The sequence below is a fragment of the Embleya sp. NPDC005971 genome (genome assembly GCF_040629175.1).
Taxonomy (GTDB): Bacteria; Actinomycetota; Actinomycetes; order Streptomycetales; family Streptomycetaceae; genus Embleya.
On record NZ_JBEXUX010000042.1, the window covers coordinates 1 to 19,591 of the forward strand.

Annotated in this window: 15 protein-coding genes; 9 read left to right on the forward strand and 6 right to left on the reverse strand. The window is 70.7% G+C overall.

The window, feature by feature from the left end; all coding sequences use genetic code 11:
* Positions 1-157 precede the first annotated feature (157 nt).
* The 4 genes from ABZ374_RS30855 to mce all read right to left on the reverse strand — a co-directional run bounded on the left by ABZ374_RS30855 (position 158) and on the right by mce (position 8,003).
* Positions 158-1,099, reverse strand: coding sequence for a cellulose-binding protein (locus tag ABZ374_RS30855; RefSeq protein WP_360317193.1), 942 nt, complete (start codon positions 1,097-1,099; stop codon positions 158-160).
* A gap of 109 nt (positions 1,100-1,208) precedes the next feature.
* Positions 1,209-5,816, reverse strand: coding sequence for a hypothetical protein (locus tag ABZ374_RS30860; protein ID WP_360317195.1), 4,608 nt, complete (start codon positions 5,814-5,816; stop codon positions 1,209-1,211).
* A gap of 157 nt (positions 5,817-5,973) precedes the next feature.
* Positions 5,974-7,311: a crotonyl-CoA carboxylase/reductase gene (gene ccrA, locus ABZ374_RS30865; protein WP_360317197.1), complete on the reverse strand. Its 1,338-nt coding sequence runs from the start codon at positions 7,309-7,311 to the stop codon at positions 5,974-5,976.
* Positions 7,312-7,562: 251 nt separating this feature from the next.
* A complete protein-coding gene (gene mce / locus ABZ374_RS30870; RefSeq protein WP_360317356.1) occupies positions 7,563-8,003 on the reverse strand; it encodes a methylmalonyl-CoA epimerase in 441 nt (146 codons plus the stop codon).
* A 262-nt stretch (positions 8,004-8,265) separates the two neighbouring features.
* Here mce and ABZ374_RS30875 point away from each other — a divergent pair, with 262 nt between their 5' ends.
* Both ABZ374_RS30875 and meaB read left to right on the forward strand, forming a co-directional pair.
* Positions 8,266-9,453 (forward strand): acetyl-CoA C-acetyltransferase, encoded by a 1,188-nt coding sequence (locus tag ABZ374_RS30875; RefSeq protein ID WP_360317199.1) that lies wholly within the window; start codon positions 8,266-8,268, stop codon positions 9,451-9,453.
* Between the two features lie 195 nt (positions 9,454-9,648).
* The gene (meaB, locus tag ABZ374_RS30880; RefSeq protein ID WP_360317201.1) at positions 9,649-10,608 is read left to right on the forward strand and encodes a methylmalonyl Co-A mutase-associated GTPase MeaB; all 960 of its coding nucleotides are present in this window, start codon (positions 9,649-9,651) and stop codon (positions 10,606-10,608) included.
* 54 nt (positions 10,609-10,662) lie between these two features.
* Here meaB and ABZ374_RS30885 read toward each other — a convergent pair whose 3' ends face one another.
* Positions 10,663-11,181 carry a MarR family transcriptional regulator gene (locus ABZ374_RS30885; protein WP_360317203.1) on the reverse strand — a complete coding sequence of 173 codons (519 nt, stop codon included), beginning with the start codon at positions 11,179-11,181 and terminating at the stop codon, positions 10,663-10,665.
* Between the two features lie 171 nt (positions 11,182-11,352).
* On the opposite strand from ABZ374_RS30885, the gene ABZ374_RS30890 reads away from it, so the two are divergent.
* From ABZ374_RS30890 to ABZ374_RS30905, 4 genes are all read left to right on the forward strand, one after another.
* The gene (locus tag ABZ374_RS30890; protein WP_360317205.1) at positions 11,353-11,937 is read left to right on the forward strand and encodes a MarR family transcriptional regulator; all 585 of its coding nucleotides are present in this window, start codon (positions 11,353-11,355) and stop codon (positions 11,935-11,937) included.
* A 70-nt stretch (positions 11,938-12,007) separates the two neighbouring features.
* The gene (locus ABZ374_RS30895; RefSeq protein ID WP_360317208.1) at positions 12,008-12,334 is read left to right on the forward strand and encodes a DUF3817 domain-containing protein; all 327 of its coding nucleotides are present in this window, start codon (positions 12,008-12,010) and stop codon (positions 12,332-12,334) included.
* Positions 12,335-12,388: 54 nt separating this feature from the next.
* Complete coding sequence (locus ABZ374_RS30900; protein WP_360317211.1) at positions 12,389-12,706, forward strand: DUF3817 domain-containing protein; 318 nt, start codon at positions 12,389-12,391, stop codon at positions 12,704-12,706.
* Positions 12,707-12,908: 202 nt separating this feature from the next.
* Positions 12,909-14,597 carry a methylmalonyl-CoA mutase family protein gene (locus ABZ374_RS30905; RefSeq protein WP_360317213.1) on the forward strand — a complete coding sequence of 563 codons (1,689 nt, stop codon included), beginning with the start codon at positions 12,909-12,911 and terminating at the stop codon, positions 14,595-14,597.
* 152 nt (positions 14,598-14,749) lie between these two features.
* Here the strand turns inward: ABZ374_RS30905 and ABZ374_RS30910 are convergent, their stop codons facing one another.
* Complete coding sequence (locus ABZ374_RS30910) at positions 14,750-15,397, reverse strand: TetR/AcrR family transcriptional regulator (RefSeq protein ID WP_360317215.1); 648 nt, start codon at positions 15,395-15,397, stop codon at positions 14,750-14,752.
* 294 nt (positions 15,398-15,691) lie between these two features.
* On the opposite strand from ABZ374_RS30910, the gene ABZ374_RS30915 reads away from it, so the two are divergent.
* The 3 genes from ABZ374_RS30915 to ABZ374_RS30925 all read left to right on the forward strand — a co-directional run bounded on the left by ABZ374_RS30915 (position 15,692) and on the right by ABZ374_RS30925 (position 19,547).
* Positions 15,692-16,645 carry a tetratricopeptide repeat protein gene (locus ABZ374_RS30915; protein WP_360317218.1) on the forward strand — a complete coding sequence of 318 codons (954 nt, stop codon included), beginning with the start codon at positions 15,692-15,694 and terminating at the stop codon, positions 16,643-16,645.
* Between the two features lie 456 nt (positions 16,646-17,101).
* Positions 17,102-17,728, forward strand: coding sequence for a DUF6230 family protein (locus ABZ374_RS30920; RefSeq protein WP_360317220.1), 627 nt, complete (start codon positions 17,102-17,104; stop codon positions 17,726-17,728).
* A gap of 76 nt (positions 17,729-17,804) precedes the next feature.
* The gene (locus ABZ374_RS30925) at positions 17,805-19,547 is read left to right on the forward strand and encodes a DUF6114 domain-containing protein (RefSeq protein ID WP_360317223.1); all 1,743 of its coding nucleotides are present in this window, start codon (positions 17,805-17,807) and stop codon (positions 19,545-19,547) included.
* The last annotated feature ends 44 nt before the right edge of the window (positions 19,548-19,591 follow it).

Consider the following 19,591-nt stretch of genomic DNA (forward strand, 5'->3'; position numbering starts at 1 on the left):
CGAGCCTGGCCGGCGCGGCGGAGGTCCGCAGCCGTCCGATCCCCGCCGCCATCGCTGCGGCGACGACCGTCCTGGTCCTGATCTGGGCGGCCGCCGAAACCGGCCACCGGTGCCGCGTACGGCACCGGAATCCGGGTCGAGACTCCGCGCGGGAGTGTCAGCGGCTCTGCTGCGCCGGCACACCCGGCATCTTGTCGTCGTCGTCATCGATGCTCACACCCGCGGCGGCGACGGCCGCGCCGGTGAGCGTCGCCAGCATCTCGCGCACGTTGGTGAGCTGCGCGTTGATGCTGTCCCGACGGTGGGTCAGCGCGGCCAGCTCGCGCTCGGACTCCGAGCGGATCCGGTCGGCCTTGGCCCGTGCGTCGGCGACGATGTCGTCGGCCTGGCGCTGTGCCGTCTCGATCGTCTGACGCGAGCGACGCTCGGCGTCGGTGCGGAGCTTCTCGGCCTCCAGGCGCAGTTGTTCGGCCCGGTGCTCGACCTCGGACAGGCGCTTTTCGGCCTTGGCCTGACGGGCCGCCAGGTCGCGCTCGGACTGCTCGCGGCGCTTGGCCAGGTTGGTCTCGAAGTCGGCGGCGGCCTGGGCGGCCTTGGCCCGGGTCTCCTCGAAGAGGGCCTCGGCCTCCTCGCGCTTGGCCGACGCGTCCTTGGCCGCCTCGCCACGAAGCTGCGTGGCGTCGCTCTTCGCCTTGTCGAGGATCCGCGAACCCTCGTCCTCGGCCTTGGCCTTGCGCTCCTTGCCGTACTGCTCGGCATCGGAACGCACCTGCTGGGCGGCCGCCTCGGCCAACTCGCGGTGCTGATCGGCGGCGCGGCGAGCCTCCTCGCGCAGGTCCTTGGCCTCTTCCTCGGCGAGGCGGAGGATCTTCTCCACCCGAGCGCCGAGACCCGCGTAGGACGGTTCGGCGTCGGCGAGTTGGGCCTGCGCGTTCTGGCTTTCGAGGTGAAGTTCCTCGATTCGCTTCTCCAGCGCCGAGATCCTCGCGAGCGCGCTGTCACGGTCCGACACGAGCTTCGTGATGCGGTCGTCGACCTGCGAACGCTCGTACCCACGGCGGACGATGTCGAAGCCGTGCGGAGAGTTAGTGTCGCTCATGGGGTTCCTGTCGTATGACGGGTGCGGTGAATGAGGTGACGGGTGGAATCCTGGCACGAATCGGGCGGAGCATCGACCTGACCGGGGGATAAGAACCGGCCGGCATCGCTCAATCGGATGACGACGAACCGGCACCCTTCGCCCCGGGGCCCTTGCCCGACGAGGAGTTGCCCTTGCCGGCGCCCAGACCCGCAGGAGCGGCGAGCGCGTCCAGGACACCCTGCACGCGCGACATCTCGGCGGTGATGTCCTTGCGTCTGCGGTTCAACTCGTCGAGTTTGCGCTGTCCGTCGGCACGATGACGGTCCGCGTCCTTGCGCGCCTCGGTGCGCAGTCGCTCCGCCTCCTTCCGCGCCTCGTCGAGAACCTTCTCGGCGTCCGCGGCGGTCTTGCGACGGACCGCCTGCGCCTCCCGCTGGGCGGCGGCCACTTGTTCGGCCACCTTCGCCCGCAGGTCGTCCGCGCCCTTCTGGGCGTCGGCGAGGCGCTGTTCCGCTTCCGAGAGCAACGCCTCGGCCTTCTTCACCGCGGCAATCCGTACCCTATCCGCCTCGGAACCGGCCTTGTCACGAATTCGCTCGGCTTCCTCCGCCGCGGTCACCTTCATCTTCTCGGCGTCCACGCGGGCCTCGCTCACCTGTTCCTCGGCGGCGGCGACCAGGTCGTCCACCCGCTTGCCGGCCTGCTTCAGGCCCTCCGCGGCCTGCCGGCGGGCACGTTCGACGGCCTGCTCGGCCTCCTTGTCGGAACGCTCGCGGGTGGCGGTGGTGTCCCGGCGCGTCTCGCTGATCATCGCGTCCGAGTCCTTGCGCGCCTTCTCTATCACCGCCGTTGCCTCGGTGCGCAGTCGTTCGTCCTCCGCCTCGGCCTCGGCGATCAGTCGGTTCGCCGCCTCGTTCGCCTCGTGCACGTGTTGTTCGGCCTTGCGCTCGGCGGTGCCGACGATCTCGGTGGCCCGACCCTTCGCGCGAATCAACAGATCCTCGGCCTCGTTGGCGGCCTGCTCCAGCTCCGCCCGGGCCTGATCGCGCAGCGTGGTCGCGGCCTCCTCGGCTTCGCGCAGTTCCTTGTTCGCCGCTTCCCGTCCGGCCGTTCGGGTCTTCTCGGCCTCCCGGTCGGAATCGGACTTCATCCGCTCGGCGTGCTTGCGGGCCGCGGTGACCGTGGCGTCCGCCTCCGCGCGGGCCCGGACCAGCGTGGTCTCGGCGTCGTCGCGGGCCTTGGTCAGGTCGCGTTCGGCGAGCGCGGTGAGCCGGTCCGACTCCTCGCGGGCGGCGTCCTCGATACCCACCACCGCGGCACGTACGGCCTCGGCCTCGGCCTGTGCCTCGGCCACCGCGCGCGCCGCGTCCTCCTTGGCCGACCGGGCCTGGGTGGTCGCACTCTCCAACAGGTCGGTACCGCGTGCCTCGGCCTTCTCCAGCAACTCGCGGGCCCGCGCCTTGGTGCGGTCGCGCAGCTCGGCCGCCTCGTCGCGGGCCTCCTCCAGCGCCTGCGCACCCTGGGTACGCAGCCGGATCGCCTCGGCCTCGGCCTCCTCGCGCATCCGGGCGGAGTCGGTGTCGGCCTGCTCCAACTGGGTCAGCGCGGCCGTCTCGGCCTCGCCGCGCAGCCGTTCCGACTCCGCCGTCGCCTCGTCGAGCGCCGCGGCGGCCTCCTCGCGCAGGGTGCTCGCGTCGTGGTCGGCCGCGGCCCGCGTCGCGGTCGCCTCGGCGTGCAGCCGCTCGGCCTCGGTGCGCGCGGCCTCCAAAGCGGCGGCGGCCTCCTGCCGCAGGGTGCGGGCCGCGGTCTCGGCGTCGGTGCGCACCTGCTCGGCGTCGCGTTCGGCCCGCTCCAGCAGCGCCCGGGCCGCGCTTTGCGCCTCGGACCTGGCCCGATCCGCGTCCGTCTCGCCCTGCGTCCGTGCCGCGTCCGCGTCCGCCTTGGCCGCGGCCAGTGCCGCGGTCGCCTCCTGGCGCAGCGCACGGGCCTCGCCGTCGGCCTGCTCCAGGATGCCGAGCGCGGTCTCCTCGCCCTCCGCGCGCACTCGCGCGGCGTCCGATTCGGCCTTGTCCAGCGCGGCACGCACGGTCGCCGCCGTCTCGGTACGCAGCGTGCGGGCGGCGTCCTCGGCTTCGGTCCGCATGCGCTCGGCCTCGGCGTGGGCCTGTTCCAGCACCGAACGCGCGGTCTCGGTGGTCTCCTCGCGCAGTGTGCGGGCGGCCGTCTCGGCCTGCGTGCGCATGCGCTCGGCCTCCGCGTCGGCCTGCTCCAGCACCGAACGGGCCGTGTCCGTGGTCTTCTCGCGCAGCGCCTGCGCGGCGCTCTCGGCCTCGGTCCGCATCCGGGTCGCGTCCGCGTCCGCCCCCGCCAGCAGTGTGCGGGCCTGCTCGGTGCTCTCCTCGCGCAGCGTCAGCGCCGTACTCTCGGCGGCCTCGCGCACCGCCCGCGCGGTGCTCTCGGTCTCCTCGCGCAACGTGCGCGCCTCGGTCTCCGCCTCCTCGCGCATCGAGGCGGCGTCCCGGCGGGCGGCCGAGCGCATGCCGTCCGCCTCCGCACGGGAGTCGGTGAGGACCTTCTCGGCCTCCTCGCGGGCCTTGCCGATCAGCTCGTCCGCCTTGACCGCGGCCGACTGGGTGCGCGCGCCGGCGTCGGCGCGGGCCTGCTCCATGGTGGCCTGGGCGTCCGCCCGGGCCCGGTCCAGCGCGTCCTCGGCCTCGCCGGCGGACTGCTCGGCCCGGGCGCGCAGTTCCTCGGCCCGGGTACGCAGCTCGGCCGCCTGCCGCTCGGCCTGCGTGCGGACCGCCTCGGCCTGCGCCACCGCCTGCTCGCGCAGTTCGTTCGCGGCCTGCTCGGCGGAGCGGACCAACTCCTCCGCCGCCCGCGACGCGTCGGTCGCGGCCTTGTGTGCCTCGGTCCGGGCCTCGGCCACCAGCGTCTCGGCCTCGGCGTGCGAACGGCCGGCGTTCTCGGCCGCTTCGGTGCGTACCCGCTCCGCCTCGGCCCGAGCCGCCTCGACCCGCTCGGCGGCCTGTGCGGCCGACTCCTCGCGCAGTTGCTCGGCGGCCTGGGCGGCCTCCTTGCCCAGGCGCTGCGCCTCGTCCCGGGCGCGCTGCAACTCCTCGACGGCCTCCGCCTGTTGGCGCTGCGTGAGCTCGCGCAGCCGGTGCGTGTCGGCGACCGCCTTCTCGCGCAGCTTGCCGGTCTCGGCCCGGGCCGTCTCCAGCAGTTCCTCGGCGCTCTCGGCGGCCTTGGCACGCACCTGGTCCGCGTACTCGCGGGCCTCGTTCGCCAGGTGGTCGCTCGACTCGCGGGTGCGCGTCTCGACCGCCTCGGCGTCGGCCTGTGCCCGGGCACGCAACTCGTCCGCCTCGGTGCGCGCTTCGCTTTGCACCCGTTCCGCCTCGGAGCGGGACTTGGCCATCAGGTCGTCCGCGGCCCGGGCGGCGGTCTCCAGGCGGTCGGCGGCGCCGGCCTCGGCGTTGGTGAGCAACTGCTGAGCCTCGGCGCGCAGTCGGTCGACCTCCTGCCGACGACGCTCGATCTCCGCGCGGGCCCCGGCCTCCAACTCGTCGACCCGGGCCAGGGTTTCCTCGCGGGCGGTGTCCAACTCGGCGCGGGTGTCCGTACGCAGCGCCTCGGCCTCGGTGCGGGCCTCGTCGCGCAGTCGGTCGGCCTCGCCGAGCGCCTCGGCGCGCAGCCGCTCGGCCGCGGCGCGGGCCTCGGAGGTGAGCTTGTCCGCCTCCGCGCGGGCCTTGGCCAGATACGCCTCGGCGTCGCCGGCGGCCTTGCCGAGCGTCTCGCTCGCCTCGACCTCGGCGCCCTGGAGCAGGCGCTGGGCCTCGGCCTGGCGGCGGTCCGCCTCGCCGGCCGCCTCGGCGCGCAGCCGCTCGATCTCCAATTGGGCGGATTCGAGCAGTTTGGCGGTGTTCTCCGAAGCGCCCTGGGCGCGGGCGCCGGCCTCGCCGGTGACCCGCTCGGCCTCGGATCGTGCCTCGCCGATGATCCGGGCGGCCTCGACCCGGGCGTCGCCGACCAGGCTCTCCGCCCGGGTGCGGGTCTCGGTGCGCAACTGCTCGGACTGGTCCACGGCCACGCTCGCCCGGGCCTTGGCCTCGGCGATCACCCGGTCCGCGTCGCCCTGGGCGCGCGAGAGCAGCGACTCGACCTCGGCGCGGGTGCTCTCGCTGGTGCCGACGGCCTGCTCGCGCGCGGCGGCGGCGATCCGCTCGGCCTCGGCGCGGGCGTTGTCCAGGAGCTGGCGCGAACGTTCCTCGGCCTGGGCACGCAACTGCTCGGCCCACGTGACGTTCTCGTTGACGCGGGTCTCGGTGGCCTGGCGGGCCTGGGCCAGTTCCTCGTCCAGGCGACGGCGGCGCTCCATCACCTCGGCCTGCCAGTCGGCCTCCAGCCGGGCGGACCGCGCGGCGGCCTCCTGGAGCAGGCGCTGCGTGGTCGCGCGCGACTCCTGCAACTCGCGCTCGGCGTCCGCGCGGACCTGATCGGCCTGCAACTGGGCGTTGCGCAACATCTGCTCGGCCTGGCCGCCGATGCTGTCGAATCGGGGTGTGGCGAGTTGGCGGCGAAGATCATGCAGCTTCGCGCGGAGAACCTCGACCTGATAGCCGAGGTCCTCCGCGTGTGCGACGGTGTCGTCGCGCTCCGTCTTCAGCCGCTTTATCTCGTCGTCGAGCAGTTCGAGGTGCTCGTCAACTTGGTAGCGGTCGTAGCCCCGCACTGTGGGGTCCCACTCCATCCCCTGGCCGCGTACGTTTCAGTACTGCAAGTCGGCCGTTTCCGGCCGGTTGGTGACGATGCGTTCCCGTTTGTACATCCGGAACCGCCCGTACCGCATTGACTACCAGGGAGAATGGTCTCAGATCCAGGGACCGCCGTCAGACGTTACGAAAGCGGTTGATGGCGTCGATATGCCGCGCTCGCATCTCGGCGTCCCGAACCCCCAGGCCCTCCTCCGGTGCGAGACACAGTACGCCCACCTTGCCCTGGTGCAGGTTCCGGTGGACGTCCCGGGCCGCCTGGCCGGTCTCTTCCAGAGCGTAGGTGCGCGACAACGTCGGGTGAATCCTACCCTTCGCCACCAGACGATTCGCCTCCCACGCCTCGCGGTAGTTGGCGAAGTGCGAACCGACGATGCGCTTCAGGCTCATCCACAGATAACGGTTGTCGTACTCGTGCATGTAACCCGAAGTCGACGCACAGGTCACGATGGTGCCGCCCTTGCGGGTGACGTACACCGACGCGCCGAAGGTCTCCCGGCCCGGGTGCTCGAAGACGATGTCCACGTCCTCGCCGCCGGTGAGTTCGCGGATGCGCCGGCCGAACCGGTTCCACTCGCGCGGGTCCTGGGTGTGCTCGTCCTTCCAGAAGCGGAAGTCCTCGGCCCGCCGGTCGATCACCAGCTCGGCGCCCATGTCCCGGCACAGTTGCGCCTTGTCCTCGGAGGACACCACGCAGATCGGCGTGGCGCCGCCCGCGAGGGCGAACTGCGTCGCGTACGAGCCCAGGCCGCCGGAGGCGCCCCAGATCAGCACGTTGTCGCCCTGCTTCATGCCGGCGCCGTTGCGCGAGACGAGTTGGCGGTACGCCGTCGAGTTGACCAGGCCCGGCGAGGCGGCCTCTTCCCACGACAGGTGTGCCGGCTTGGGCATGAGCTGGTTGCTCTTGACCAGGGCGATGTGCGCGAGACCGCCGAAGTTGGTCTCGAAGCCCCAGATGCGCTGCTCGGGGTCGAGCATCGTGTCCGAGTGTCCGTCCGCGCTCTCCAACTCGACGGAGAGGCAGTGCGCGACCACCTCGTCGCCGGGCTTCCAGGCGTTCACGCCCGCACCGGTGCGCAGGACGACGCCCGCGAGGTCGGAGCCGACCACGTGGTAGGGCAGGTCGTGCCGCTTGGTCAGTTCCGAGTTGCGGCCGTACTTCTCCAGGAAACGGAAGGTGGAGACCGGCTCGAAGAGCGAGGTCCACACGGTGTTGTAGTTGATCGCACTGGCCATCACGGCGACGAGGGCTTCGCCGGGGCCGAGTTCGGGCAGCGGCACGTCTTCGACGTGCAGCGACTGACGCGGATCCTTGTCCCGCGATTCCATGCCCTCGAACATCGTCTCCTCGTCCTTGTGGACGGTGACGGCGCGGTACGAGTCGGGAAGCGGGAGCGCTGCGTACGCCTCCTTGGGGGTGTCCCCCGCGAGGATGGCGTCGAGGATCTCCTTCATCGTCGGCCTCCATGGGTCGGCGGTTGAAGCATGGGAGAGCAATGAGGGTTTGCGAACTTCGCGTTGAACTTACCCGCTGGTAACGCTAGGCGGTCGGCACAAACCCGACAAGAGGCGGAGTCGCAGGAACTGCGCCGCTCGCTTGACGGGTTGTCGGGTGCGCGAGGCGCGATCGAAGCCGGCGCCGCGCCGCGAGATGTCGCGGGCGGTCGCCGGAGATGCCGGGCGTCGGCGCGAGCCGAGCGCTCGGCTCAGTGCTCCGCGTCGGGGTTCGCGGCCGAGGTCACCAGCTCGGTGAGCACACCGTGACAGTCCTTGGGGTGCAGGAAAGTGATGCGCGAGCCCATGGAACCACGACGCGGCTCCTCGTAGAGCACCCGCACGCCCTTGTCCTTGATCGCGGCCGAGTCCGCATCGACGTCGGCGGTGCCGAACGCGATGTGGTGCACGCCCTCGCCGTTCTTGGCCAGCCACTTCGCGACGGTGGAGTCCTCCCGGATGGGCTCCAGGAGCTGGAGGTAGGAGGCGCCGCCGTCCGAGGTCTCGTTGATCTTGAGCATCGCCTCGCGGACGCCCTGCTCCTCGTTGACCTCGGTGTGGAATACCTCGAAGCCGTAGGTCGTCGTGTAGAACGCCACCGTCGCGTCGAGGTCGTGGCAGGCGATGCCGATGTGGTCGATCCGCGTGAGCACCATGGCCTCCAAAGGGCCTCTGGGGAGTACCCGGGTTACCTGCGAGTAGATACCCGGTCCGTCGAAACGAGACTATGGGTGAGAGCACACTCGGTAGGGGTGGCCCGAGATGGTGGGTTCCGTCACATCGGAGCCCCCTGCCACGGTCGCGGCCCTTCCGGGTAGGTTCCGGAACAACTTCACGTCCGTCGCGGGGATGCCGCACGTCGCCCGGGCCGCCTGGCGATGGCACCCCGACCCTCAAGTTGTGGAGGCCACCCTCATGGCCGGTTCTGTCATCGTCGCCGGGGCCCGTACGCCCATGGGTCGGCTGCTCGGATCCCTCAAGGGCTTCTCCGGCACCGACCTGGGCGCCATCGCGATCAAGTCCGCGCTGGAGCGCGCGGGCATCACCGGGGACCAGGTCCAGTACGTGATCATGGGCCAGGTGCTCCAGGCCGGCGCCGGGCAGATGCCCGCGCGTCAGGCGTCGGTCAAGGCCGGCATCCCGATGAACGTGCCCTCGCTGACCATCAACAAGGTCTGTCTCTCCGGCCTGGACGCGATCGCGCTGGCCGACCAACTGATCCGCGCGGGCGAGTTCGACATCGTGGTCGCGGGCGGCATGGAGTCCATGACCAACGCCCCGCACCTGCTGCCGAAGTCCCGTGAGGGCTTCAAATACGGCGCGGTGGAGATGCTCGACGCGATGGCCTACGACGGTCTGACCGACGCGTTCGAGAACATCCCGATGGGCGAGTCGACCGAGCACCACAACGGCAAGCTGAACATCTCGCGCGCGGAGCAGGACGAGGTGGCGGCGCTGTCCCACCAGCGGGCCGCCGCCGCGGCGAAGAACGGTGTCTTCGACGCCGAGATCGTGCCGGTGCAGATTCCGCAGCGACGCGGCGAGCCGGTCGTGTTCGCGACCGACGAGGGCGTGCGTGCGGACACCACCGCGGAGTCGCTGGGCAAGTTGCGCCCGGCGTTCACCAAGGACGGCACGATCACCGCGGGGTCGGCCTCGCAGATCTCCGACGGCGCCGCCGCCGTCGTGGTGATGAGCAAGGCCAAGGCGCAGGAGCTGGGCCTGGAGTGGCTGGCCGAGATCGGTGCGCACGGCAACGTCGCGGGCCCGGACAACTCGCTCCAGTCGCAGCCCTCGAACGCGATCAAGCACGCGCTGGGCAAGCAGGGCCTGGGCGTCGAGGACCTGGACCTGATCGAGATCAACGAGGCGTTCGCCGCCGTGGCCGTGCAGTCGATGCGCGACCTGGGAGTGGGCACCGACAAGGTCAACGTCAACGGCGGCGCGATCGCGCTGGGTCACCCGATCGGGATGTCCGGCGCCCGCGTGGTGCTGCACCTGGCGCTCGAACTCAAGCGGCGCGGCGGCGGCACCGGCGCGGCGGCGCTGTGCGGCGGCGGTGGCCAGGGCGACGCGCTGATCATCACCGTCCCGGGCAACTGAGCCGACCGGTCGCCGCGACGCGCACGGGCTCGGGCACGGGCCCGGCGGGCGTCGCCGACCGGGCGGTTCCCGGGTGATACACCCACCTGAAACGATCTCGGAGTCGCGCGGCACACACAGCGGTGTGCGGCCGCGCCGGCTCCGGGGTCGTTTCGGCATATCCGAGCAGGGAAGCGGTGGCGCATGAGGTCGGGGATGGATGTCGCGACGTTGGTGGCCCAGGCCCGGGAGGGTCGGCCCCGGGCGGTCGCCCGGTTGATCTCACTGGTCGAGGACGCGTCGCCGAAGTTGCGCGAGGTGATGGCCGCGCTCGCGCCGTTGGCCGGCAACGCGTACGTGATCGGGCTGACCGGATCGCCCGGCGTGGGCAAGTCGACGTCCACCACCGCGCTGGTGAGCGCCTATCGCAGGCTGGGCCGACGGGTGGGCGTGCTCGCGGTGGACCCGTCCTCGCCGTTCTCCGGCGGCGCGCTGCTCGGTGACCGGGTGCGGATGCAGGACCACGCGACCGACCCCGGGGTGTACATCCGCTCGATGGCCTCGCGCGGGCATCTGGGCGGGCTGTCCTGGTCCACTCCGCAGGCGTTGCGGGTGTTGGACGCGGCGGGCTGCGACGTGGTGATCGTGGAGACGGTCGGGGTGGGTCAGTCCGAGGTGGAGATCGCCTCGATGGCGGACAGCACGGTGGTGCTGCTCGCGCCCGGGATGGGCGACGGGATCCAGGCGGCCAAGGCCGGGATCCTGGAGATCGGCGACCTGTACGTGGTCAACAAGGCGGACCGGGACGGCGCGGCGACCACCGCGCGCGAGCTGGGGCACATGCTCTCGCTGGGCGAGGCGCGCGGGCCGGGGGACTGGCGTCCGCCGATCGTCAAGACGGTGGCCTCGCGCGGCGAGGGTGTCGACGAGGTGGTCGAGGCGCTGGAGAAGCACCGGGCCTGGATGGAGGCCGGCGGCGAGCTGACCCGGCGACGCCGGCGCCGGGTGGCCGACGAGGTCGAGGCGATCGCGGTCACCGCGCTGCGTGCCCGGATCGGCGACCTGCGCGGCGGCCGGCGGCTCGACGCGCTGGCCGAGCGGGTGCTCACGGGCGATCTGGATCCGTACACTGCCGCGGACGAGCTGATCGCCGGGCTCGGGGCCTCGGGGGCCTAGGAGTCGGCCCGAGTCGGCCTGCCCGGTCGTGGGTGGGCCGACTTCGGTTCGTCGTCAGACGCCGGACGGGTCGACGGGCTGTTTCAGGGAGGGGCAGACCGTGCTGCGGGCGGCCGGGCGGAGTTTGTCGGCCACCGCGCCGAAGGCCGCGCCGACGACCTGCTTCTGGGCCGGCGTCATCACGTCCATCAGGTGCTCGCGCACGCTTTCCACATGCGTGGGCGCCGCGGCCTCCAGCACTCGCCAACCCTCCTCGGTAAGCACCGCGTAGGCACCGCGCCGATCGGTGGGACAGTTGCGGCGGGCCACCAGACCGGCGTTCTCCATCCGGGTCATTTGGTGCGAGAGTCGGCTCTTGGACTGCTGGGTCGCCTCGGCCAGATCGCTCAGCCGTACCTCCCGATCCGGATGCTCGGAGAGCTGGACCAGGATCTGGTAGTCGTGCAGGGACAACCCGTGCGCGCGCTGGAGTTCGCGCTCCAGTCGGGGCGGCAGCATGTTGATCACGGCGATGATCTGGCGCCAGACGCACTGGTCTTCATCACTCAGCCACCTGGGCTCGGCTTCCGTCATGTACCACAGAATACCGAAAATAGTTGAAGCTTGAATGACCTATTGGTCATGTCGGGCCGCCGGCGCGCCCGGCGCCCTCCGTCGCGGCGGCCGTCCGGCATACGTGCGGGGGTATGCGCGAGGAGTGAGACGGCCACGTGACCGCTCGGTAACCTCCACTACGCTCGGCCCGTGCCGAAGCCACTGAATCTCCCCTTCGATCCGATCACGCGTGCCGACGAGCACTGGCGAGAGCACTGGGGGGAGTGCCCGCCGATGGTCGCCATCACCTCGATCATGCGCGCCCAGCAGATCCTGCTCGCGGGCGCCGACGCGGTGCTCAAGCCGTACGGGCTGACCTTCGCCCGCTACGAGGCACTGGTACTGCTCACCTTCAGCCGGACCGGCTCGTTGCCGCTGTCCCGGATCGGCGAGCGGCTGATGGTCCACCCGACGAGTGTGACCAACACGATCGACCGGCTGGAGCAGGCCGAGCTGGTCGCCCGCCGGCCGAACCCGCGCGACGGGCGGGGGGTGCTCGCGGTGATCACCGACAAGGGCCGCGACGTCACCGAGCGGGCCACCCGGGATCTGACCGCGCGCGAGTTCGGGCTCGGCGCGTACACCCCGGAGCAGTGCGCGCAACTGTTCGACCTGCTGCGGGTGCTGCGGGTGGACGCGGGCGACTTCCGGATCGAGGAGGAGGCGGCGGTGCCGGCGCCGGCACATAACGGTGACGAGGGGGTGGATTCGGGGACCCCGGTGGTGGCGACGTAAGCTGCATGCGCCATTGTGAAAAGCGGTCGACGAGGTCGTCGAAGAAGCCGCCGTTACCGAAGGTGCCGCCGTGAAGCCTGTCGTATTGACCCGTTACCGGGTGATGGCCTGGATCACCGGGTGCATGCTCCTGGTCCTGTCCCTGTGCATGGTCCTCAAGTACGGGTTCGACACCGGCGAGAAGGCGACGCTCTACGTCAGCCAGGCACACGGCCTGTTCTTCATGATCTACCTGGTCGTCACCTTCGACCTCAGCAGCAAGATGAAGTGGAAGTTCGAGCGCATGCTGCTGATGATGGTCGCCGGCACGATCCCGCTCGCGTCGTTCTTCGCCGAGCGCAAGGCCGTCGAGGCGGTCCGCGAGCGCGGTCTGGAAACGGCCGCCGCCACCGCCTGAGTCATCGGCTCGCAGTCCGCCCGTTCCCTCTCCGCTTCCCCCGAGGATCCCCCCATGCTTTCCACCGCTGTCGGCCGCTTCAAGGTGATCTCGATCGCCGAGGGCTGTTCGTTCCTGCTGCTGCTCGTCTTCGGCTCGCTGCTGAGCCGGATCTCGGACATCAACCTGGTCATGCCGCTGGGCCTGCTGCACGCGGTCATGTTCATCCTGTACCTGCTGGCCATGCTGGACGTGCGCACCAAGCTGTCGTGGGACAACAAGACCACGCTGCTCGCCTTCGTCGCGGCGATTCCGCCGTTCGGCCCGTTCGTCTTCGACTACAAGATGAAGCACAAGCTGGTCGAGCCGACCGCCGCGCCGGCCGCCGCCTGAGCGGTTTGCGCCGCCGGGCCCGGTGTCCCGGTCGTTCGTGTTTGCGAAGCCTCCGACGTGTGGTCGGGGGCTTCGGCGTTTTCCGGACCTGTTCCCGGTCGGTGTCGGGGGAGCGATCGTGGACATTTACTAGGACGTCCTAGTAATTTTCTTGTGCCGCGCGGGAATGGGTCCTACGACGACGGCAGCGGACAGGAGCCACGTGAACACCGAGGACATCGAAGCGGGTCGGCAACGCTGGCAGGACCGGTACGACAAGGTCCGCAACGAGGGCATGCGACGCACCACCCTGTCCGAACTCGAGGTGGAGCCGGTCTACGGGCCGCCCGCCGATCAGCCCTACGAGGGCTTCGAGCGGATCGGCTGGCCGGGCGAATTTCCCTACACCCGCGGGCTGTACCCGACCGGCTATCGCGGCCGGGCCTGGACCATCCGGCAGTTCGCCGGGTTCGGCAACGCCGAGCAGACCAACGAGCGCTACCGGATGATCCTGGCCAACGGCGGCGGCGGCCTGTCGGTCGCGTTCGACATGCCGACGCTGATGGGCCGCGACAGCGACGACGAACGCTCGCTCGGCGAGGTCGGGCACTGCGGCGTCGCGGTGGACTCGGCGGCCGACATGGACGTGCTCTTCCGCGACATCCCGCTCGGCGACGTGACCACGTCGATGACCATCTCGGGCCCGGCGGTGCCGGCGTTCTGCATGTACCTGGTCGCGGCCGAGCGGCAGGGCGTGGACATCGGCACGCTCAACGGCACGCTGCAGACCGACATCTTCAAGGAGTACATCGCCCAGAAGGAGTGGCTGTTCGCTCCCGAGCCGCATCTGCGGCTGATCGGCGACCTGATGGAGTACTGCGCCGCGGAAATCCCGGCGTACAAGCCGCTCTCGGTCTCCGGCTACCACATCCGCGAGGCCGGGTCGACGGCCGCGCAGGAGCTGGCCTACACGCTGGCCAACGGCTTCGGGTACGTCGAGCTGGGGCTGTCGCGCGGCATGGACGTGGACGTGTTCGCGCCGGGGTTGTCGTTCTTCTTCGACGCGCACGTGGACTTCTTCGAGGAGATCGCCAAGTTCCGCGCGGCGCGGCGGATCTGGGCGCGGTGGATGCGCGACGTGTACGGCGCCAAGACCGCGAAGGCGCAGTGGTTGCGCTTCCACACCCAGACGGCCGGCGTCTCGCTGACCGCGCAGCAGCCGTACAACAACGTGGTGCGCACGGCGGTCGAGGCGCTCGCGGCGGTGCTCGGCGGGACCAACTCGCTGCACACGAACGCGCTGGACGAGACGTTGGCGCTGCCCAGTGCGCAGGCGGCGGAGATCGCGCTGCGCACCCAGCAGGTGCTGATGGAGGAGACCGGGGTCGCGGCGGTGGCCGACCCGCTGGGCGGGTCCTGGTACGTCGAGGCGCTCACGGATCGGCTGGAGGCCGAGGCGGAGGCCACGTTCGCGCGGATCCGCGAGCTGGGCGAGACGTCGCCGCACCCGATCGGGCCGATGACGTCGGGCATCCTGCGCGGCATCGAGGACGGGTGGTTCACCGGGGAGATCGCCGAGTCGGCGTTCCGCTATCAGCGGGCGGTGGAGAAGGGCGACAAGCGGGTGGTGGGGGTCAACTGCCACGAGGGCTCGGTGACGGGCGATCTGGAGATCATGCGGGTCAGCCACGAGGTCGAGCGGGACCAGGTGAAGGTGCTTGCGGGGCGGCGGGAGGGGCGGGACGGGGCGGCCGTTGCCGCGGCGTTGGCGGAGATGCGGGTTGCTGCGCGGGGGGCGGTGAATCTGGTGCCGCCGATGTTGGCGGCGGCTCGGGTGGAGGCGACGCTCGGGGAGATCTGCGATGTCCTTCGGGAAGAGTGGGGTACGTACACGGAGCCGGCGCGGTTCTGAGGTCCTGCGCTGGGTTCGCCTCAAACGCCGGCGGGGCTGATTCGCCTCATGCGCCGGCGGGGCTGGGTTCGCCTCAAGCGCCGGTGGGGCTGATTTGCCTCATGTGTCGGTGGGGCTGATTTGGCCTCATGCGCCGGCGGGGCTGATTTGTCTCAGGTGCCTGTGGGGGTGGGCGGGTGGGGGAGTAGGCCGGTTACGACGAAGGTGGTGAAGTGTTGGACCCAGGTGTCCGTGGCGGGTTCGGCGGTCAGCAGGATGTGGTGGACGACCGTGCCGGCGATGATGTCGAAGATCAGGTCGACGTCGAGGGCGGCCGGGGTGGTGATTTCGCCGCGGGCGTGGGCTCGGGCGCGGCCTTCGACGACGAGGCGTTTTTGCGGGTCGACGACCTCTTCGCGGATGCGTCGGCGTAGGGCCGGGTCGCTGGTGGAGTCGGCGACCAGGCCCATCAGGGCCGTGCGCATCTCCGGGCGGCCCAGGAGTGCGGCGAAGCGGCGGACCACGTCTTCGATGTCCGCGCGTAGATCCGGGCCCCGATCGGACAGTCGGAGCGTGCCGAGCATCTCGGCGACCGCGGCGATGGCCAGGTCGTGCTTGGAGTGCCACCGGCGGTAGAGCGTGGTCTTGGCCACGCCCGCCCGCGCGGCGACGTCGCCCATGGTCAGCCCGGCCCATCCGCCGTCGGCCAGCAACGAGCGGGCCGCGTCCAGGATCGCGTCGTCCGCGGTGGCGCTGCGCGGGCGTCCCTTGCGCTGTATGGGTGGGCCGTCCGCACCGTCTTCCGCCGATTCGTCGTACACGGGCGGTCATGTTACCGGCAGGTATGGTGCCCGGCGGTGGTGCAACTCACATCCGTCATTGCGGATCCTGCGGTCGCATTCCCCCGGGCGGGCCCCTTACGCTACGAGCCGTAGCGAATCGCGGTGCCTGGATGGGGATTCGAGCACACGATCGCGACTGACGGCCCGTCAAGGGTCGTCGTCCGTCCCGGGGCCCGCATCCTGCGGGGACCGGGACGCGACGAGGCTTCGAGAACGTGCGCCGGTGGTTCGCCCCGTGCATCGTTCGGCTTGCTCTCGGGGGAAGATGTCTACATGCAGCCACGGAACATGTCCATGCGCGGAGTAGTCGACCTCGGTGCGGTCAAGGCCGCCGCCGACAACGCCGCCAAACGTGCGGCCGCGCCGGCCGGGAAGCCCGCCGCCGCGTCCGGTGGCCAACGGGTCGTCATCGACGTCACCGAGGCCACCTTCGAGACCGAAGTACTCGCGCTTTCCCAACAGGCCCCCGTCGTGATCGACTTCTGGGCCGAGTGGTGCCAGCCGTGCAAACAGCTCAGCCCGCTGCTGGAGCGCCTGGCCGAGGAATACGCCGGCCGGTTCGTGCTCGCCAAGATCGATGTCGACGCCAACCCGCGTCTCGCCCAGGAGTTCGGCATCCAGGGCATCCCCGCCGTGATGGCCGTCCTGGGCGGTCAACTCGCGCCGCTGTTCCAGGGCGTGGTGCCCGAGCAGCAGGCTCGGCAGGTGCTGGACCAGCTCGTCCAGCTCGGCGAGGAGCGCTTCGGTCTGACCGGCGTCGTGGTCGACGGCGAACCGGCCGCCCCGGTCGAGGACGAGGACGAGGAGCCCGCCGGCGACCCGCTGCTCGCGGCCGCCGACGAGGCGCTGGAGACCGGCGATTTGGACGGTGCGGCCCAGGCGTTCCGCAACGTGCTCTCCGACCACCCGGCACACGCCGAGGCCAAGCTGGGCCTGATCAACACCGAACTCCTGCTGCGCACGCAGGGCGTGGACGCGGACAAGGCGCGCGCGGATGCCGCCGAGCGGGCGGACGACGTCGCGGCGCAGACGCTCGCGGCCGACCTGGACATCCTGGACGGCCGGGCGGACGAGGCGTTCGCTCGACTTGTGGAGACCGTGCGGCGCACCTCGGGCGAGGACCGGAACACCGCGCGACTGCACCTGCTCGACCTGTTCGAGATCGTCGGCGCGGACGACCCGAGGGTGCCCAAGGCGCGGATGGCGCTTGCGGGCGTGCTCTTCTGATCCTGCGTCAGGCGCTGATCCTGTCGACGAAGCCCCGGTCGTTCTCGTTTCCGAGAGCGGGCGGGGCTTCGTCTTTACGCATCTTTGACCAAGGGCCATTTCCCTGGCCCTGTGTGGCATTTGGTGACCTCCGAGTGATTCTTTAACGGACATATCCGGGAAAAACGGAGCACTTGGCGGGGGCGTCGACGTCGCGCTGTGATGCGGTGGCGGGTGCCGTCCGAAGGGCGGCGTTACTCGCCGGTAACGAACCTCTTGTGTGCCGACCCGGTCGTGAAAGATGATCGGGCCGCTCGATCCGTGTCCCCTCAGCTCCGGCAGCCGGTCGGTGGCTCGGACGCGGACCTCCCCATCCAGGCCGTGCCGGTCCGTCCCGGACAGGCAGGCCCTCCCTCCATGCCCCGCCACGTGCGGCCCTGGTCCGCATGAGGCGGGGACTCTGTCCCGAGGAGGACCATGGACAAGAAGGTTCAGGCGGGTAGCGGCAAGACCCGCTGGAAGCGGTTCGGTATCACCCTCATCCCGGTCGCGGCGCTCACCGTCGGCATGTTCGCGGGCGTCGCCAGCGGTGCCGTCCCGGTCAACATCACCGTCTCCGGCGGCAGCTTCAAGGTCTCCGCCGACGAACTGGACGCCAACCAGTTCTCCCAGTACGGCGGGCACTACGAGACCAAGAACGGCAGGATCGTGCCGGTGGCCACCGCGGCGATCGGCGACGCCAAGATCACCAAGCTGTGTCAGTCGGTGAACGCGTTCGGCGTCGTGCTGCGCATCGAGGCCGGCGGCAACGGTACGCCCGCCACGGCGAAGGACATGCGGCTGTCGATGGACGGACTCGACGGTGACGCCGAGTTCACCAACATCGACATCGGTGTCGACGCCTCGACGATGGCCCAGGGTTCGTCCGACTGGGCCAAGGGCCCCAAGGTGGGCGGCAACGGCGCACCGACGATGTTCGGCCAGCAGGCCGACCACGCGAAGTTCACCAAGGTCAAGCAGACCGCGTGGCTGGTCCAGGCCGGTCAGTTCTACCTGAAGGACCTGCACCTCACGGTCGGGGGCGGCAGCAAGGAGTGCTTCTGACCTGTCGTCGGCCGCAGGCGGGCTTCCCGCCCGCGGCCGTTCGGCCAACGCGGAGCACCACTCCAGGGAGTAATTCGTGACCGAAGAACAGCCGCACCCGAACGCGATCGGGCGCGGGTGGCAGGCGTTTCGGACCTGGCGGCGAGCCCGTCCGTTCTGGGCCGGAGTATTCAGCATCCTGGCCGCCGGGCCGATTCTGTACGCGCCCTACGCGGCACTCAACGCCGGTGACGTGACCGTGCAACTCCAGCAGTTCGGCGGGGTCTCGGCGCTGTTCATCGGCGCCATCCTGATCATGTGCGGCATCGCGATCTGGTTCAACCCGCAAGCCCGGGTCTACCTCGGGGTCTTCGTGATCCTGGTGTCGCTCGTGTCGTTCATCGTCGCCACGTTCGGCGGATTCGGCGTCGGCATGTTGTTCGGCCTGATCGGCGGCACGCTCGCGGTCTCCTGGGTCTATCTGCCACCGGACGCGCCGGACGACGAGCACGTCGACGACGACGAGGGCGGCGAGGGCGGCGAGGGCGGCGACGGGGATCGGGGTGCGCCGGACGACACGCTCGTGGAGGACGGTTTCCTGGTCCAGGCGATGAACGGGAAGGACGCCGATGCCTCGGGGGAAGCACCGACCGGGTCGGTGACGAACCGACCCGGTGACAGTGCCCGAGGGAGCGTCTCGCCGCGGACGGCGCTCACGGTGATCGCGACGGCGATGGTCGGGGTGGTGGGCGTCGTCGGGATCGCGCACGCGTCGCCCAGCGATCCGTTGCCCGACAACCCGTACTCGGACGGCCCCTGCGTCTCGGCGAGTCCCACGACCTCGTCGAGCGCCTCGGCCGCGCCGAGCACGTCGAGCGCGGCGCCGAGCACGACGGCCACCAAGTCGGCGGGTTCGACCCCCGCCGGCAAGGCGGGCAGCCGACCCTCGACGGACCCGACTGCGGCGGCCGACGGTCGGGTGGTGGCGCCGAAGGCACCACAGGGCACGGCGGCGCAGACTACGGCGCCGACGAGCAAGGCGCCCGAGTTTCGGCTGCCCGAGCTGAAGCTGCCGGAACTCAAGCTGCCGGAACTGAAGTTGCCCGGCCTGCCCGGGCTCGGACTGCCGGGGGCCGACCGGCCCTCGACGGCGCCGCCCGTTCCGGCGTCGGCACCGCCGGCGGCCCCGGCATCGGCGGCACCGCCGGCGGCCGCGGCCGGTCGCACCCCCTCGGCGCCGGCGTCGACGCCTCCCGCGACGACATCCGGCAAACCGTCGGCGAAGCCCTCGACGACGTCGGCCAAACCGTCGGCCACGTCGTCCTCGGCGGTGCCGAAGGACGGCAGGACACCCTTTCCGTGCCCGGTGCAGGGACCCGTGAACGCCAAGAGCGGCGGGGGACTCCCGCCGGTCGCGGTCGACCCGTTGGTGCTGAAGTCCAGCCTGTTGGCGATGGCCGGCCTGAACTACGAGGGCGTGGTGAAGGTCGAGACCCTCGCGGGCGGTGAGGAGAACGCGCTCAAGTTCACCGTGTCCAAGGGCATCGACATCTGGAACATGTCGATGACGGTGAAGGAGGCGGGCGGCAAGGACGTCGTCATCTCGTCCGACGAGGGCAGCAAGTCCTGGATGGACGCGGACATTCCGACGACGATGTACGTGAAGTACCTCAAGGGCAACATCTTCGGGATCATCCCGATCACGTTCACGCCCGAGAGTCCGCCGCCGATCAACGTTCCGATCGTGTTCTTCACGAACGTCGAGAGCGCGATGTACGCTCAATTGGGCGGCAAGTTGCACATCCCCGGCTACGGGATCAACAAGACCAACGTGAAGTAGCCGACCCGTCGGGCCGATGCGCCCCGGAACCCACGCGGTTCCGG